This is a genomic window from Nonomuraea sp. CX421 (assembly GCF_059358955.1).
Genome location: NZ_JCADBK010000032.1, coordinates 69,493 through 83,820, shown reverse-complemented (window position 1 = coordinate 83,820; position 14,328 = coordinate 69,493). Strand labels below are relative to the sequence as shown.

At 69.1% G+C, this 14,328-nt stretch carries 18 protein-coding genes and 1 tRNA gene; 12 read left to right on the top strand and 7 right to left on the bottom strand.

Translation table 11 applies throughout. The annotated features are described in order from the left end of the window. Positions 1-158: 158 nt before the first annotated feature. Entirely contained in the window at positions 159-542 is a 384-nt protein-coding gene (locus AC5L3X_RS35560; RefSeq protein ID WP_494862927.1) for a DUF3592 domain-containing protein, read from the bottom strand. Between the two features lie 421 nt (positions 543-963). Here AC5L3X_RS35560 and AC5L3X_RS35555 point away from each other — a divergent pair, with 421 nt between their 5' ends. Together AC5L3X_RS35555 and AC5L3X_RS35550 are read left to right on the top strand one after the other, a co-directional pair. Beyond that, positions 964-1,239, top strand: coding sequence for a hypothetical protein (locus AC5L3X_RS35555; RefSeq protein WP_494862925.1), 276 nt, complete (start codon positions 964-966; stop codon positions 1,237-1,239). Between the two features lie 71 nt (positions 1,240-1,310). Beyond that, the gene (locus AC5L3X_RS35550) at positions 1,311-1,544 is read left to right on the top strand and encodes an LmeA family phospholipid-binding protein (RefSeq protein ID WP_494862923.1); all 234 of its coding nucleotides are present in this window, start codon (positions 1,311-1,313) and stop codon (positions 1,542-1,544) included. Between the two features lie 120 nt (positions 1,545-1,664). On the opposite strand, the gene AC5L3X_RS35545 is transcribed toward AC5L3X_RS35550, so the two are convergent. Then, positions 1,665-2,651 (bottom strand): NAD-dependent epimerase/dehydratase family protein, encoded by a 987-nt coding sequence (locus AC5L3X_RS35545; RefSeq protein WP_494862921.1) that lies wholly within the window; start codon positions 2,649-2,651, stop codon positions 1,665-1,667. Positions 2,652-2,821: 170 nt separating this feature from the next. Between AC5L3X_RS35545 and AC5L3X_RS35540 the strand changes: the two genes are divergently transcribed. Together AC5L3X_RS35540 and AC5L3X_RS35535 are read left to right on the top strand one after the other, a co-directional pair. Beyond that, the gene (locus AC5L3X_RS35540; RefSeq protein WP_494862919.1) at positions 2,822-3,274 is read left to right on the top strand and encodes a MarR family winged helix-turn-helix transcriptional regulator; all 453 of its coding nucleotides are present in this window, start codon (positions 2,822-2,824) and stop codon (positions 3,272-3,274) included. A 155-nt stretch (positions 3,275-3,429) separates the two neighbouring features. Beyond that, positions 3,430-4,218, top strand: coding sequence for an FAD-dependent monooxygenase (locus tag AC5L3X_RS35535; RefSeq protein WP_494862917.1), 789 nt, complete (start codon positions 3,430-3,432; stop codon positions 4,216-4,218). A gap of 475 nt (positions 4,219-4,693) precedes the next feature. On the opposite strand, the gene AC5L3X_RS35530 is transcribed toward AC5L3X_RS35535, so the two are convergent. After that, positions 4,694-4,767 (bottom strand) — tRNA-Pro (locus tag AC5L3X_RS35530). Between the two features lie 92 nt (positions 4,768-4,859). Between AC5L3X_RS35530 and AC5L3X_RS35525 the strand changes: the two genes are divergently transcribed. From AC5L3X_RS35525 to AC5L3X_RS35510, 4 genes are all read left to right on the top strand, one after another. After that, entirely contained in the window at positions 4,860-5,285 is a 426-nt protein-coding gene (locus tag AC5L3X_RS35525) for a hypothetical protein (protein WP_494862915.1), read from the top strand. Between the two features lie 67 nt (positions 5,286-5,352). Continuing rightward, complete coding sequence (locus AC5L3X_RS35520) at positions 5,353-5,898, top strand: hypothetical protein (protein ID WP_189128362.1); 546 nt, start codon at positions 5,353-5,355, stop codon at positions 5,896-5,898. Between the two features lie 148 nt (positions 5,899-6,046). After that, positions 6,047-6,676: a hypothetical protein gene (locus tag AC5L3X_RS35515; protein WP_494862914.1), complete on the top strand. Its 630-nt coding sequence runs from the start codon at positions 6,047-6,049 to the stop codon at positions 6,674-6,676. 6 nt (positions 6,677-6,682) lie between these two features. Further along, positions 6,683-6,880 (top strand): hypothetical protein, encoded by a 198-nt coding sequence (locus tag AC5L3X_RS35510; RefSeq protein WP_494862913.1) that lies wholly within the window; start codon positions 6,683-6,685, stop codon positions 6,878-6,880. Positions 6,881-6,953: 73 nt separating this feature from the next. On the opposite strand, the gene AC5L3X_RS35505 is transcribed toward AC5L3X_RS35510, so the two are convergent. Together AC5L3X_RS35505 and AC5L3X_RS35500 are read right to left on the bottom strand one after the other, a co-directional pair. Then, on the bottom strand, positions 6,954-7,370 hold the full coding sequence (locus AC5L3X_RS35505; RefSeq protein WP_189128359.1) for an ATP-binding protein: 417 nt from the start codon (positions 7,368-7,370) through the stop codon (positions 6,954-6,956). A 14-nt stretch (positions 7,371-7,384) separates the two neighbouring features. Continuing rightward, positions 7,385-8,155: a SigB/SigF/SigG family RNA polymerase sigma factor gene (locus AC5L3X_RS35500; RefSeq protein WP_494862912.1), complete on the bottom strand. Its 771-nt coding sequence runs from the start codon at positions 8,153-8,155 to the stop codon at positions 7,385-7,387. Positions 8,156-8,336: 181 nt separating this feature from the next. Here AC5L3X_RS35500 and AC5L3X_RS35495 point away from each other — a divergent pair, with 181 nt between their 5' ends. Continuing rightward, a complete protein-coding gene (locus AC5L3X_RS35495) occupies positions 8,337-8,693 on the top strand; it encodes an STAS domain-containing protein (RefSeq protein WP_189128372.1) in 357 nt (118 codons plus the stop codon). A 3-nt stretch (positions 8,694-8,696) separates the two neighbouring features. On the opposite strand, the gene AC5L3X_RS35490 is transcribed toward AC5L3X_RS35495, so the two are convergent. After that, positions 8,697-9,383, bottom strand: a complete 687-nt coding sequence (locus tag AC5L3X_RS35490) for an ANTAR domain-containing protein (protein ID WP_494862911.1) — start codon at positions 9,381-9,383, stop codon at positions 8,697-8,699. Between the two features lie 89 nt (positions 9,384-9,472). Between AC5L3X_RS35490 and AC5L3X_RS35485 the strand changes: the two genes are divergently transcribed. The 3 genes from AC5L3X_RS35485 to AC5L3X_RS35475 all read left to right on the top strand — a co-directional run bounded on the left by AC5L3X_RS35485 (position 9,473) and on the right by AC5L3X_RS35475 (position 13,151). Then, positions 9,473-11,305 carry a SpoIIE family protein phosphatase gene (locus AC5L3X_RS35485; protein ID WP_494862910.1) on the top strand — a complete coding sequence of 611 codons (1,833 nt, stop codon included), beginning with the start codon at positions 9,473-9,475 and terminating at the stop codon, positions 11,303-11,305. Positions 11,306-11,426: 121 nt separating this feature from the next. Further along, positions 11,427-12,530: a glycosyltransferase gene (locus tag AC5L3X_RS35480; RefSeq protein WP_189128356.1), complete on the top strand. Its 1,104-nt coding sequence runs from the start codon at positions 11,427-11,429 to the stop codon at positions 12,528-12,530. Positions 12,531-12,557: 27 nt separating this feature from the next. Continuing rightward, the gene (locus tag AC5L3X_RS35475) at positions 12,558-13,151 is read left to right on the top strand and encodes an FMN-binding negative transcriptional regulator (RefSeq protein WP_494862909.1); all 594 of its coding nucleotides are present in this window, start codon (positions 12,558-12,560) and stop codon (positions 13,149-13,151) included. Between the two features lie 64 nt (positions 13,152-13,215). On the opposite strand, the gene AC5L3X_RS35470 is transcribed toward AC5L3X_RS35475, so the two are convergent. Beyond that, complete coding sequence (locus AC5L3X_RS35470) at positions 13,216-14,310, bottom strand: PucR family transcriptional regulator (RefSeq protein WP_494862907.1); 1,095 nt, start codon at positions 14,308-14,310, stop codon at positions 13,216-13,218. Positions 14,311-14,328: the final 18 nt, after the last annotated feature.

The window sequence follows — 14,328 nt, the reverse complement described above, 5'->3', positions numbered from 1 at the left end:
CTACGTAGCCCGCGAGCTCTATCGACTCATCACATCAAACGATCAAGAACACGTCGCTTGACATCCATAGGAGCATCACCAGCGTGGACCTGAATGCTTCCTGGGTGACCGGGTGAACGATGGCCGCGGAGCCAGAGATCGCAGAGTTCGCGCCAGAATCAGATGATCTTGAAGACGGCGAGCACGCCGAGGGTGATGAGGAAAAGGCCTATGCCCACGACCCACCTCCCCATCGTGGAACCGTCCTGACCGCCGGTGTCGATGCGAGCATTTCGCTGCTTCTCAGGGTCGTAGAGGACCGTAACGCGATCTCCTGGTTGAGGAGGCTTGCTCTCGCCGTAACGCGAGGCGATCTCTACCTCCTGGCCATCGCGGGTCGTGAAGCGGAAGATGGGATAGCACGCATGACTATCAGGGTCACTGCTCCTCTCCAGGCCAGTGACCACGCCGGGCACCCGAACCCCGCAGGCGCGGAACCGCCGTGCCCTGCGCAGGATCCAGACGCCGCACGCCAGGTTTGCCAACCCGAGAATAAACAGCATGTCGGGCGAAGATGTCGATTCCAATAAGGATCACCTTTCGCTCGGGCGACAATCCGCCGTTGGCAAGCGTTTCTCTGATCGACTACGCCTCCGGCGGTTTGGTTCATGACCACATCGACGTTTTTCAGGGTGTCGGTTGCAGTTGAAGCTGTCGGTGTTCGCGCGTTGCTGTCGGTGCTCGTGCCGGTATTCAGCTTGAGTTGTCGGATTCCACCTTCGGCTCCGATCTTGGTGGGGCAGAATGCTCAGCCATGATGGCTCTGCGCGCGCTGGCCGGCGGGATGGATGCCACTCCGCGGGACGGGGAGTTTGAGGTCCGGTACGTCGCTGAGGGCGGTGGTTTGCGGCGCATCTCGCTGAATGAGGCGGGGGGCGCGGGCGGATCCTGGCCTGGTCCGGGGCGACTCTGGCGGTGGTCGTCGTGACAGGGCAGTTGGGGGATGCCCTGTGGGAGGCCGGAGTGCCGCCCGAACTGCTCCCGCTCGGGCTGAGTGCGGTGGTCTGCGGAGTGGCAGCACGGTCTCCGGTCGGGCGCCGGAGCGTGGTGGTGCTCTCGCCGGTCATGCTGGGGATGTTCCCCCAGCTCATGATGGTCGGGTTGTGGGGGGTCGGATTGTTGGGGCTGGGGTCGGCCGGGTTCCTGGTCGCCGCCTTCCGTTCCAGGTCGCTCACGCAGCGGGCCGAGATCGACGGATGAGGGATGCCGGAACGGCGGCCGAGGACTTACGCGGCTGCAGACGCGTGCGGAGTGCCCCATGCGTTTTCCTGATGGCGCTCGTCGTCCTCCTCATCATCGACCGAGTCGCCGTGGCGAGCGTCGAGCGCGACCTGGCGAACAGAATCGCCGCCGTTCCCAGCCTTTCCGGCACGTCGGCCGTGTCCATCGAGGGCATCCCGTTTCTCACACAGGCCGTGTCGGGGCGCTATCCAGAGGTGCGCCAGCTTCGAACTGCTGCACCTTCAGATCCTCCACGCGGACTGAATATCCCCGGCCACGCGTGATCATTTCACAGTAAGTGGCTCAGAACCGAACTCAAAGGCCATTGACAAGGGCCGTGTACGGAAACGAGAGGCACCGCATCCATGGCGAGGATTGCGACCGCGGCGCGCGAGATCCTCACCTCACGAGAAGCTCATCTCCGTCAGGCCCTTCTCCAGCGTCACGTCAGGCGAGTAGCCCAGCTCCTTCCTGGCGGCGGTGATGTCGTAGTAACGGTCACGGCCGGTGAAGCTGACGAGCCAGTTCGTCAGCGGCGGCGCCGTCTTCCGGCGAAGCAGGCGTGCCATGCGGTCCATCATCGCCGCCATGGGCGCCGCCATCGCCAGAGGGACGCTGCGGCTCTTGGACAGATCCACGCCGCGGGTCGCCAGCAAGGGGGTGAGGAAGTCTCGGATGGGCATCGGCGTGCCGTCCGTCACGTAGTAGACCCCCTTGTGGCGGCCCCGCGTAAGCGCGAGGATCGCGGCACTGGCCAGGTTCTCGACGTTTACGAAGTCGACGATGTGCTTGCCGTCGTCGATCCAGGCGAACCGTCCGGCCTCGGCGACCTTGACCATCTCGTTGATCGTCGTCATTCCGCGGCCCCAGATGAACGGCGGGCGGAGCACCACCAGCTCGGTCTTCCCGCTGCGGGCTTTCAGGAGCGCGCGCTCGGTGGCCAGCTTGACCCGGCTGTAGGCGATGTTCGGCCGGCCCTCCGGCGTCGACTCGTCGACGACGGGACGGCGTTGACTGCCTGTGGAGACGGACGCGGCGCTGGTGAGCACGAAGCGTCGCACCCCGGCCGCGACGCTCGCGGCGTGCAGGGCGGCCGTCGGCACGTGATTGGCCTGTTCGAAGAGCGAGTCGGGCCCCCAGAACTCCATGTACGCCGCGACGTGCACGACCGCGTCGGCCTCGCGCAGCTTGGCGAGCCAGTTCGGCGCCGGGGAGCCGGCCCGGCCGAGCTCGGCGAGATCGCCGGACACGGGTTCGGCGCCGGCCGCACGTACCCGCTGGATGCTCGAGCCCGATCTGGCCAGCGCCATGACCTCATGTCCCTCGGCGACGAGGCGGTGGACGAGAGTGCGGCCGACGAAGCCGCTGCCGCCGGTGACGAAGATTTTCATGTTCACTCCTTGTGATTGATCACACACTTATCGTGCGTCCTAGGGTCCGGTGCTGCCCGGAATGCGGCCCCGGCCGCCTCAGACGCATCGGCATCGAATAGTTTGATGTCAATGCATCGACGTCTATGTAACCTCCCGTACGATGGAGGCGTCAAGTGGGAGGTGGGGCGATGCCACACGCGAACAAGGGCGTGACCGCAGCACAGGTCGCCGACGAGTTCAGCCGTACGGCGAAGGTTCTCGTACGTCACTTCAACGAGCGTCTGGGCGAGCACGGGGTGTCGACACCGAGATCCCGCCTGGTGGTGGAGGTAGCGCGTTCGCAGCCGGTTCGTCTCACCGAGCTCGCTCTCGCGGTCGGCATCGCGCAGGGGACCGCCTCCACCCTGGTCGACGCGCTCGTCCGCGACGGACTGCTCGAACGCCAGACCAGCGCGGACGACCGCCGGTCCGTACTCCTTCGAGTGACGGCGCAAGGGGCCGCACTGGCTCAGGACTGGACGGCCGGCTATGAACTGGCGGCGGAAGAGCTGTTCAGGCCACTCACCCCCGAGCAACTGTCGACACTGGTCGACATATTGCGGACGCTCAGCGCCGACGAGGCGTCAGCCGCCGGCGACTGAAGAAGGCCTTACCGGCGCGTGGATCGCCGGAGCGCCTCGCCACCGATGATCTGCGATCGCGAAGTCGCAGGTTGTCCACGTCTTCCCTGAACCTCCGGTCATCCCTTCGTTGTTTGGCCATGAGTCGGTCGCGACGTTTGTCATAGTCCTATCGAGTGCGCTCCCTACAGTCGGTTTTCGCAGGCGATCGACACACAAATGACGGGGATTGGTGCGCGCATGGGCGAGAAGCTCATCGACGAGGACAGGGCCGCGTCGGGGCACGCCGAGGACGAATCCGGAGTGCGACGACTGGCCGACCCCGGTGGACTCCGCGCCGGCTGGTGGCAGACCACTTCCGGGACGGACGGGTGCTCGTGGCCGGCGACGCGGCGCACGTCTGGCTGCCGCTGGGCGGATTCGGCATGAGCACCGGGATCGGGGACGCCGTCGGGGGCTGGGGAGGGCCGCGGCTTCTCGCGGGCTATGAGAGCGAACGCCGCTCGGTCGGTGAGGCGATCTCCCATGCCGCCCTCAAAATCGAGAGCGACATGAAGGAGATCACGAGCGCGCCGAGCTTCCATGAGGACTCCGACGAGGGCCACTCGCTCGGGCACGCGGCCGGCCAGCTGATCCAGAAACTGGACCGGCAGCAGTGGTACAGCCACGGCGTCCAGTTCGGCGCACGCTACGAGAGCTCGCCGGGCGTGATCGACTGGCCGGGGGCCGACCGGACCCGGGCGATCGAGCGGATCGACGAGTACCTGCCCTCGGTCCGGCCCGGCGGCCGGTTCCCGCATGCCTGGCTGATCGGCCGACGCTCGGTGTTCGACCCGACCTCTGCCTGGCCCTGGACCTTCCCTTGGAGCGGAAGGACATCGAGAACACCCGCGCCAAGCTCAAACACCTGCTCCAGCACGGCGGTCATCATGTCCCAGCCCGGATGGTCGACCCTCCGGCCATAGCGGACATCGGCGAGCAAGGCGTCGAACCCCTCCCACGGCGTCTCCAGCGAGGGCAGCTTCCCGGACGTTGGGGTCGTATCATCTTCACCTCCGTTCGGGCCACGCATCACCGATAAGGCACCAAGGTCCGACCGTCGCCCATTCCCACGCCTTGGGAACACTCCCTTGATGGCCCCGGCCACCAGCAGGACCTTGCGTCGGCGCACTTCACGGCAGGCCGCTGACAGTTTCGATGAGGCAGGAGACCAGAAGGAAGAGGCTCCCGGCGGCCTTTACGCCGTAGATTTTCGACTCCGTTTGAACACGGCGTCCAACCCCGGCCCGTGAACCAGTGGATGCGCTGACATGCTGGACAGACATGTGTCACCCAACGGCACTCAGCGACAGGCCGAGTCTTGATGACGCCTGGGTGACACAAGAGAAAAGCCACAGCACCCAATCTTGGATACTGTGGCTCCGACCTGCGAAAATGCAGTCGGGACGACAGGATTTGAACCTGCGACCCCTTGACCCCCAGTCAAGTGCGCTACCAAGCTGCGCTACGTCCCGGTCGTGCTGACCGCCCTTGCGGGCGAGACGTCATAACCTTAGCGCACATCGAAGGCGCACGCGTACTCAGCGGGCGGGAGCGAGGAGGGCCGGTGGGCCGGAGGCCGACGATCGATCGGGACGAGCTGACCAGGCTCGTCGCCGAGGGGCTGACCGTGCAGGAGCTGGCCGCGCGCTTCGGGGTGAGCGAGTCGGGGGTGCTGCAGGCGAAGCGGGCGGCCGGGCTGGCCAAGCCGATGCTCGACCACAGCCGGGCCGTGCCGTGGAAGGTGGCCAGAGCGCACATGCAGTCGGGGCCGGCGACCAATCTGCGTAATCTGTCGGCGGCAGCCCAGGGCAAGCCGCCCGCTTCCGAGCGGCTGAACACGGCTCTGCGGTGGGCGCAGCGGCTCGTCGATGCCGGTTTCGACGTGGATTACGACCCGGCGGAAGGGTTCCGGGAGGTTCCCGCCTCACCTGGTGGCTCACATGTCGCGGGCGTGCTCGCGGCGGCGCGAGAAGCGCTGGAAGGCCGCTGACACAGCGTTTCGAGAGTCCGATCAGGGGCAGTCGCTGGTCTCAACACGAAGACCGGAGGCGAACATCATGTCCACCTTGATCTGGGTGGCCGTCGTCGTGGTCGCGGTGGTGGCGGTCGCCGCAGTCGGTTACGTGGTGCTGCAGCAGCAGCGCCGTAGCCGGCTCCGCACACGTTTCGGCCCCGAATACGAACGGCTGATGAGCGAGCACGACAACAAGCGGGAGGCCGAGCAGGAACTGCTCGCCCGCGAGCAGCGCTACTCGGAACTCGACATCCGGCCCCTGCCGGTGGAGTCGCGTGACAGCTACGCGAACCGGTGGACCGAGGTGCAGGAGCGCTTCGTTGACGCTCCCGGGTTCGCGGTGACCGAGGCGGACCAGCTGGTCACGTCGGTCATGGCGGACCGGGGCTACCCGACGGAGGACTTCGAGCAGCGGCTTTCCGACTTGTCCGTCGGCCATGCGGCCACGCTCGACCACTACCGCAAGGCGCACGAGATCAGCGGGCGTGCGGCCCGTAAGGAGGCCTCCACGGAGGAACTCCGCCAGGCGATGGTCCACTATCGCGCGCTCTTCGAGGAACTGCTGAACGAGACCACACGAGGACGGTGAAGCGATAATGGGCGATGAATTGAGAGTGCCGTCGCAACGGGCCGACGCGGCCGATGACGACAACACTCGTGACCCCCACTCCCCCGCGAACGACCACGATGTACGGGCGGACGACGACCTTCGCGTGATCGAACCGAACGATCATGACGTGCGGGCGAATGACAACGATCTGCGGGCCGGTGACCCGAACGACGATCCGCGGACCGGCGACCCCCATGACGAGCACGCTCGGGTGAACGACCCGGGCGAGGAGCGGTTCGAGGACACCCCCTACCGTGACCCCTACGGCCGGGCGGATGACACGACGGCCGACCCGGATCTGGACCCCGACCACCAGCAGACCCGCGTGCATCCGGGCCCGGTGGTGGACCAGCGGCCGGCCTCCGACGAGCACGATGAGCACGACGAGCACGATGAGCACGGCGAGCCCGTGGCGGACCAGGCGCACGACGAGCCGGTGGTGGGCGGCACGCCCACCCACGCCGCCCCTCAGGAGGTGGTCCTGTTCGACCAGGACCCGGCCGAGGTGCAGGGCCGCTGGCGTGACGTGCAGGCGTCCTTCGTGGACGATCCCCGTGACGCGGTCCAGCGCGCCGACGGGCTGGTCGGCGAGGTCGTCGACTCCCTCACGGCCGCCCTCACCAGCCACACCGGCGAGCTGCGCGGCCGCTGGCAGAGCGCCGACAAGGAAGACACGGAGCAGCTCCGCCTGGCGCTGCGCGACTACCGGAACGTACTCGAACGGCTGCTGTCGTTCTCCGGCCCCGGACAGAGGTGACGTGACATGCTCGCGATCGTCGCGGCGATCATCTTCGGACTCGGCTTCCTGCTCGATCTGCTGAACGCGCGGATCGCGGCGAGCATCTCCGGCACGACGTTCATGCTGCTCGGCCTGACGCTGCTGGCGCTGCATCAGGCCGGCATAGGTACGGCAAGCGTCCGCGGCTCCACCGGCGGCTGGCGCGGGCGTACCCGCCGGTAGACACCACGCCGATGCCCGGCATCCCGTGCGCGACCCCCCGGCACGGGCTGCCGGGCATCATCATGCGAAAGCGTCAGGACTCACCGGGGAACCGCATGGTGACCGTGCTCCCACCGCTCCCGACCTGCAGGTTGAGGTCGAGGGCGAGCAGCCGCGCCACCCACAGCCCCATCCCGCCCACCGACCCGGGCATCGGCCCGGGCTTCCATTCGCCCTTGTCGTGCACCTCGACGACGACGTCACCGTCGTCGACCCACAGGCGCACCCTGCCGTCCGTGGTGCCGTGGGTGACGGCGTTGGTGGCCACCTCGTTCACGGCGATCACGAAGTCGCCGATGGCTTCCTCCGGCATGCCAGCCGTGCGGGCCTCGGTCTCGGCGAAGTGCCGGACCTGGGGCAGGTCCGGCAGCCGGAAGCGGAGCACCTTCACGGGCGCGCCGGGTGGCGGGCTCGTCGAGCCCGTGACTTGAGGATCAAGGTCCTCGTCCACCCGAAGATCCGCCCCTAACCGACGAGTTCTGTGCGTAGCTGGTCCAGCACCTTACGCAGAATTCGCGATACGTGCATCTGCGAGATGCCGAACTCGGCCGCGATCTCCGCCTGGGTCATGTTGCCGAAGAACCGCAGCAGCAGGATGTGCTTCTCGCGCGACGGGAGCGCGTCGATCAACGGTTTGACCGCTTCGCGGTCGAGCATGGTGCTCAGGGTGTCGTCGTCCTCGGGGATGACGTCGCCGAGGGAGGCGGCGTCGTCGTCGGCGCCGAGGGGGGCGTCCAGCGAGAGCGTGCTGTAGGCCGCGGAGGCGTCGAGTGTCAGCAGAACGTCCTCCTCGGAGATGTTCATCTTGGCCGCGAGCTCCGCCACGGTGGGGGAACGCCCCAGGTCCTGGCTGAGGTCGGCGACGAGTTTGTTGAGCTCGGAGCGCCGCTCCTGGTAGACCCGCGGCACCCGGATGGCCCAGGTGCGGTCGCGGAAGTGTCGCTTGACCTCTCCGGTCATCGTGACGACAGCGTAGCCCCTGAACGCGTGGCCGAGTGTCGGGTCGAAGCCGTTGACGGCCTTCATGAGCCCGACGTACGCCGCCTGGAGGAGGTCTTCCATGGGCTCACCGCGGTAGCGGTAGCGCCGGGCGATCTCCATGGCCAAGGGGCGGTGCATCTCGACGATTCGCTCGCGCAGCCGTTCCCTCTGGCCGTCGGGGGTGCCTTCTCTGACCATCTCAACCAGGAGTTGCTCGGCGGTCATCTCTTCGAGGACGTATTCCTGCACAGCCATCGCTGCTCCTCTTGACGTGCTTCGCGGGAGCGCCTCGGCCGAACGGGAAAAGCCCAGCCAGAGGCACATCTCGCGGTAATACGAGACGAAAGCCCTCTGCTGGACTTCGCCCCAGTCTATCCCCCCTTCGCGAGGAAGTATTCCTCTCCGCCGCAGTGACAGTAGGGTTGCCTGCGTGACAATGCCGGAGAACGGTGAGGGCTCGGTCGCCGCCCTGAGCCTCAGCTCGTCGACTGTGGACGAGATCACTGTGGTCAAGGTGGACGGCGTGCTCGACGCGACGACGCGGGAGCAGTTCGCCGACTATCTGTCCCTGGCCGGCTCGGACCTGATTCTGGACCTGGCCGGGGTGACCTTCATGGATTCGCGGGCTCTGGGGCTGATCGTCCACCAGTGGCAGAACAGCCTGGCCTCTGGGGCCAAGTTCGCGTTGGTGGGCGTCGAGTATTCGAAGTCCAAGGTGATGTGGATCACTGGGCTGGCCCAGCGGCTGCCGCTTTACGACACGCTGGACGACGCCTTGGCCGCCATTGGCTAGCGGCTAGCGGCGCGACTTGCGCTGGTGCTCCTCGACCAGCAGCCGGGCCAGGTCGGCCACCTTGACCTGGTGATGCTGCGAGATCCGGCGCAGTTCCTCGAAGGCGGCCTCGGCGGTGCACCCACTGGTCTGCATGATGATGCCCTTGGCCTGGTCGATCACGGCCCGGCCGGCGAGGGCCTCCTGCAGCTGGGCGGCGTCGGTCCGTACGTCCTCGAAGTCCGACATGTTGGCCATGGCCACTCCGACCTGCTCGGTCAGCATCCCGGTGAGAGCGTGGGCGGCCTGCGGGGTGAAGGCTCCGGGGCGTACGGAGTAGAGGCAGACGACCAGGAGCGCGGGGCGCGCCTTGATGGGCAGGGCCAGCACGGAGCGCACGCTCCAGCGGGTGGCGAGGGCGGCGTATCCGGGCCATCGGCCGTCGGTCAGCACGTCGGTCACGACCACGCGGCCGCCGGTCTGCCGCGCTTCGACGCCGGGGCCCTCACCGAGGTCGTGCTCTCCCTCGACGAGCATGATCAGCTCGCTGTGGGAGCCGGAGACCAGCACCCGGTGGTCACGCCAGTGCTCGGCCGAGCCTCCCGAGCAGCCCGGCACGCCGGCCGCGAGGGCGGCGGTGAGGCCGCGGAGCACACTTTCGGTGGAGGTGTCCTGGTTGAGGCGTCCCAGCGCCGCTAGATCCCGCGCCAACCCGGATGTCATCATTGCCGTTGATTCCATAGCAAAGTGCCCCTACCCCTTAGTAGCTAGCATTATCCCCCGTGGCGTAGCGTCAGAGGATGACCATGCCCGACCTCGAACACGCCCTGAACGCACTCACCGTGCGTGTCTCCTCGTTGCGTGAGGCGAAGACGGCGTACCCCTCCGACCTCGCCCCGACCCTGGACGCGGCGCTGGCGGAGCTCGACACCGCCGCCGAGCTGCTGGCCGCGGCCCACGAGGAGCTGCGCAAGGCGACCCGGCGGCCGGGCGGCAAGAAGGAGGGGCCGCAGCGGGAGCTCAAGCTGCTGCGCCAGGTCTTCAAGGCCTTCCCGGTGCCGGTGATCGTGCTCGACGGCGGCGGGGTGGTCAGGCGCATCAACGGAGAGACCTCGCGGGTGCTGGGCAGCCCCGACGGCTACCTGGTGGGCCGGTCGTTCCCGCTGCTGGTCGACGTGTCGAGGCGGGCGGCGTTCCGCTCGCACCTGACATCGGTGCTGCAGACCGGGCAGCCGGCGGCGTTCGAGACCCGGTTGGCGCACCAGGGCAGGACCCACACCGTGCAGCTGGCGCTGACCCGGCTGACCATGCCGGGCGAGCCGCAGCAGATGGTGGCCGCCGTGGCGTTGCCGACCGAGGTGCAGCTGCCCGGTCCGGGCGCCGGGCGGCCGGAGCAGTCAGACGGCGCGCTGCTGATGGCGGCCTCGAAACGCCAGGATCTGCTGGCCAGGATGGGCGCGCTGCTGCTCGACGAGGACGCGCTCAGGCAGCCGATCGCGCTGGCCAGGGCGACGCGGCTGCTGGCGGCCGAGTGGGCCGACTGGGTGGTCGCGGACATGGTGCGCGAAGGGCTCCCGCGCCGGGCGATCGTGGTCGCGCCCAAGAACCAGCCGCTGGGCGGCCTGGTGCGGCAGGTGGAGGACGCCGATCCGGCGGCGAGCCAGGTCGTGGCCCAGGTGCTGGAGCGTGGCTCCGGCGTGGTTCAGGAGATGATCGACGACGAGACGGTCCTGGGCTTCTGCGCCGACGGGCCGCTGCTGACCGCGATGGGGGCCGGGTCGCTGCTGTGCGTGCCGATCGGCTCGAACGACGGGGCGCTGACGCTGGTCAGGGCGGGTGACCGGCCGCCGTTCACACTGGCCGACCTGGGTGTCATCCAGGAGGTCGGGCTGCAGCTCGGGCTCGCGGTGCGCGCGCAGAGCAGCTTCCAGAGCCGCTCGCGCGCGGCGGACGCGCTGACCGCGAGCGTCGCGCCGCGCAACCTGCCGGACGTGCCCGGTTACGAGGCGAGCGCGATCTACAACCCCGGCACGTCGGTGGGCGCCGAGTTCTTCGACGTGTTCCCCGTGACGGGTGGCTGGGGGTTCGCCCTGGGCGGCGCGGCGGGCAAGGGCGAGGAGGCGGCGTCGGTCAGCGCGATGGTGCGAGGCGGCCTGCGGGTGCTCAGCGCCTGGGACGCCGACCCCGACGTGGTGGTGCGCAAGGTCAACGAGGCCCTGGTCAAGCAGGGCACCGGCATGTTCGTGATGGCGGTCACGGGGTTCGTACAGGGGCGCAAGATCCGGCTGTCGTCGGCGGGGCACCATCCGGCGGCGCTGCTGCATCCCGACGGCGGGGTGCGGTTCGCCTCGGGCGGCGGGGTGCCGCTGGGCATCTCGCCCGAGGCGGAGACCGGCGTGGAGGATCTCACCGTCGGTGTGGGTGAGACTCTGGTTCTTTATTCCGAGGGTCTGATCTCCTCCAGGAACGAGACGGGCGAGCCCTACGGTGAGGAGCGGCTGGCCGACGTGCTGGGCAGATGCACAGGTCAGGCGCCTGCCACGGTGGTCAAGGCGATCGAGGCCGACCGGCACGCCTTCTCCGGCGGGCAGGTGTGGGACGAGATCGTCATCCTGGCACTTCGAGGCGTCTGACCGAGAAGTCTGATCTGTCGGGGTTTGCGTCTGGCCGGTTCTTGGGTAAAGTCTTGGAGCAGACAGACGTGCCTAAGACGCAGGCACACCTTGAAGGCTTTTTTTCACGCTGAGGTGTGCCATGAATATCGCGATCGTCGCTTCCGTCTCCGGCAACAAGCGCCACAACCTCCACGCCGTGGCGCGCGAACTGGGCCGCGACCACCAGGTCACCATCTACTCCCGTCGTGACAGCGCCGAGGGCAAGCCCAGGACGCGGGTGGCCCCGGGGGTCATGGTGGAGCACATCGACGTGGGCCCGGCTCGCAGCCTCACCGCCGACGACGTCGTCCCCTATCTCAACGACGTCGGCAACCACCTGATGAAGCGCTGGCACCAGGACCGGCCGGACGTGATCCACGCCTATTCCTGGACCGGCGGGCTCGCCGCGGTGGCCGGAGCCAAGGGTCTGGACGTGCCCGTGACGCAGACCTTCCACACCGTGGACCCCACCCATCTCAAGCTGGAGCGGGCGCTCGGCCGCAGGGCCGACGCCGTGATCGCCGGATCCGGTGACCAGGAGTCGGCGCTGATCAGGCTCGGCGTCCCGCGCAACAACATCGCCATCGTCCCCTACGGCGTCGACACCGAGCGCTTCCACCGCCAGGGCGCGGCGGCCGCGCGCGGCACCCGCAAGCGGCTGCTGCACGTGGGCCCCCTCTCGCCGGACCGCGGCGCGCACACGATCGTCCGCGCGCTGCAGGGCCTGTCGGACGTCGAGCTCGTGCTGGCCGGCGGACCCGACCCCGACCAGCTCGACGACGACAGGGAGGTACGCCGCCTGCGCGCCCTGGCCGAGCAGCTCGGCGTGGCCGATCGGGTCACCCTGCTCGGGCAGGTCAAGCGAGCCGCGGTGCCGAAGCTCATGCGCAGCGCCGACGCCGTGGTGTCCGTGCCGCGCGAGGCCTCGACCGGGATCGTCGCGCTGGAGGCGATGGCCTGCGGCGTGCCGGTGATCGCCTCGGCCGTCGGCGCGCACCTCGACTCCGTCATCGACGGCGTGACCGGCCTGCTGGTGCCGCCGGACCGGCCCGCCCGCACCGCCCGGCTGGCCCGCGAGCTGCTGACCGACCCGACCCTGCGGACCGCCCTCGGCTACGCCGGCGCCGACCGCGCCCGTTCCCGCTACTCGTGGGAGCGCGTCAGCCAGGAGCTCGTCCGCGTGTACGAGGCCGCCTGCGCCTGATGGCACCGCAGGCCCTATCGTCTGCCTATGCTGATCCATCCCTGGGACTCCGTCATCGAGGCGGAGTCCCTCGCCTTTGTCCGCGACAACCAGTTCGGGCACCTGATCGCCGCCGGGCGTGGCCGGGACGTCCCGGTGGTGGTGCCCACGCAGTTCGCGCTGGCCGGCGACCGGACCGTGCTGCTCCACCTGGCCAGGCCCAACCCGGTGTGGGCGGCGATCGAGGAGAATCCGAAGGTGCTGCTCGCGGTCGGCGCACCGTGGGCGTACATCCCCGGCGCGTGGCGCGCCGAGCCCGGCACCGATCCCAGGCTCGGCGTCCCCACCACCTACTACTCCTCCGTCCAGCTCACCTGCCACGCCGAGATCGTCACCGACGACGACGGCAAGCTGGAGATCCTGCGCCACCAGCTGGCCGATCTCGAGCCCGAGGCGGGCGACCCGGCCGAGATGCCCCGGCTGCTGCCGGGGATCAGGGGCCTGCGGCTGGCCGTCGAGGAGGTCCGCGGCAAGTTCAAGTACGACGGGCACCGGGACGCCGCGTTCCGCGAGCGGGTGGCCGAAGGGCTGGCACGCCGCGACGGCCCCGGCGACGAGGCGGCACTGCGCCACCTCGCCTGACCGCATCCGCACTCGCCAGAGCCCATCGACCGCGACCGGCCCCGTCCGCCGCGCCTGATGCCGTCTACCCCGTCGGCGATGGCCAGACCGCTCCCCCGCCGTCGCGCGGGCGCAGGCGGGCCGCCTTGAGGCCGAGGTGGACGGTCAGGCGATCGTCGCCGTCGGACAGGTCGCGGCCCAGCAGGCGTTCGGCCCTGCCGAGGCGGTAGTAGAGCGTCTGACGGTGGATGCCGAGCTCGGCGGCGGTCTTCTGGGCGTGGCCGCCGAGGTCGAGGTAGGTCTCGACGGTGTGGGCCTGCGCCGGGTCCAGCGCCGCCACCTCGCCGGCCAGCTCCCGCAGATCCGCCTGGCCGAGCCGGGCCAGCAGCCGGTGCACGCCGAGGTCCTCCCACCAGGCAAGGGAGGCGAACCGGGGGAAGTGCTCGGCCACGCGCAGGGCCAGGCGCGCCTCCCGCCAGCTCTGCCAGGCGTCGGCCGGATCGTCCCGGGGGCCGCCGATGCCGGCCGCGGTGCCGTACGCGCTCCGGGTGGTCTGGGCGACCTCGCCGGCCAGGCGCGCGGGGACGAGCAGCGCCACCGGCGAGCCGGCCTGGGCGAGCACGCCACGCGGGAGGGTCCACAGCGCGGCGACGCGTTCCTCGGACTCGCGCACGGCGATGGCGGTCACCGGGCCCCCGATCTCGATCGAGGAGCCGGCGCGTTCCTCGGGGTCGGCGGAGAGCAGGGTGCGCAGGCCGCTGCCGAGGTCCTGACGGCCGCGGGCCTCCTGGGCGAGCGCGGCGGCCGCCCGGGCGACGAGCGCCTCCACCCGGCGCAGCGCCTCGTCGGTGAGACTGCCCGAGTCGAGCAGCCACAGGTAGCCGTAGGTCACCTCGCGGTAGCGCAGCGGCCAGCAGACCCGGGCCAGCACCTTGAGACCGGCGTCGGCCGGGATGCGGACGGGGGTGCCGGCCCTGGCGATGCCGTAGCGCTCGAAGTAGTCGCGGACCTCGGGGGTGGCGCGCCTGCGCAGGATCGACTCCTGGCGCACGGTGTCGATGTCGCCGTGCTGCGCCCCGTACGTGAGCAGGCGGAACGAGCGGTCCTCCAGCGTCGCGGACGCCCCCAGCAGGCGGGCGATCTCGTCGACGGTGTCCTGCAGATCAGCCGATTTGTCCATGTGTATGACAGCCTGCCA

Excerpts from the sequence above, each read along its gene's own strand:
- AC5L3X_RS35495 (WP_189128372.1), top strand. The coding sequence starts at position 8,337 with ATGCCGGAGAACGGTGAGGGCTCGGTCGCCGCCCTGAGCCTCAGCTCG.
- AC5L3X_RS35520 (WP_189128362.1), top strand. The coding sequence starts at position 5,353 with ATGTCCACCTTGATCTGGGTGGCCGTCGTCGTGGTCGCGGTGGTGGCG.
- AC5L3X_RS35545 (WP_494862921.1), bottom strand. The coding sequence starts at position 2,651 with ATGAAAATCTTCGTCACCGGCGGCAGCGGCTTCGTCGGCCGCACTCTC.
- AC5L3X_RS35480 (WP_189128356.1), top strand. The coding sequence starts at position 11,427 with ATGAATATCGCGATCGTCGCTTCCGTCTCCGGCAACAAGCGCCACAAC.
- AC5L3X_RS35550 (WP_494862923.1), top strand. The coding sequence starts at position 1,311 with ATGGCGCTCGTCGTCCTCCTCATCATCGACCGAGTCGCCGTGGCGAGC.
- AC5L3X_RS35510 (WP_494862913.1), top strand. The coding sequence starts at position 6,683 with ATGCTCGCGATCGTCGCGGCGATCATCTTCGGACTCGGCTTCCTGCTC.
- AC5L3X_RS35475 (WP_494862909.1), top strand. The coding sequence starts at position 12,558 with ATGCTGATCCATCCCTGGGACTCCGTCATCGAGGCGGAGTCCCTCGCC.
- AC5L3X_RS35500 (WP_494862912.1), bottom strand. The coding sequence starts at position 8,155 with ATGGCTGTGCAGGAATACGTCCTCGAAGAGATGACCGCCGAGCAACTC.
- AC5L3X_RS35485 (WP_494862910.1), top strand. The coding sequence starts at position 9,473 with ATGACCATGCCCGACCTCGAACACGCCCTGAACGCACTCACCGTGCGT.
- AC5L3X_RS35470 (WP_494862907.1), bottom strand. The coding sequence starts at position 14,310 with ATGGACAAATCGGCTGATCTGCAGGACACCGTCGACGAGATCGCCCGC.
- AC5L3X_RS35560 (WP_494862927.1), bottom strand. The coding sequence starts at position 542 with ATGCTGTTTATTCTCGGGTTGGCAAACCTGGCGTGCGGCGTCTGGATC.
- AC5L3X_RS35540 (WP_494862919.1), top strand. The coding sequence starts at position 2,822 with ATGCCACACGCGAACAAGGGCGTGACCGCAGCACAGGTCGCCGACGAG.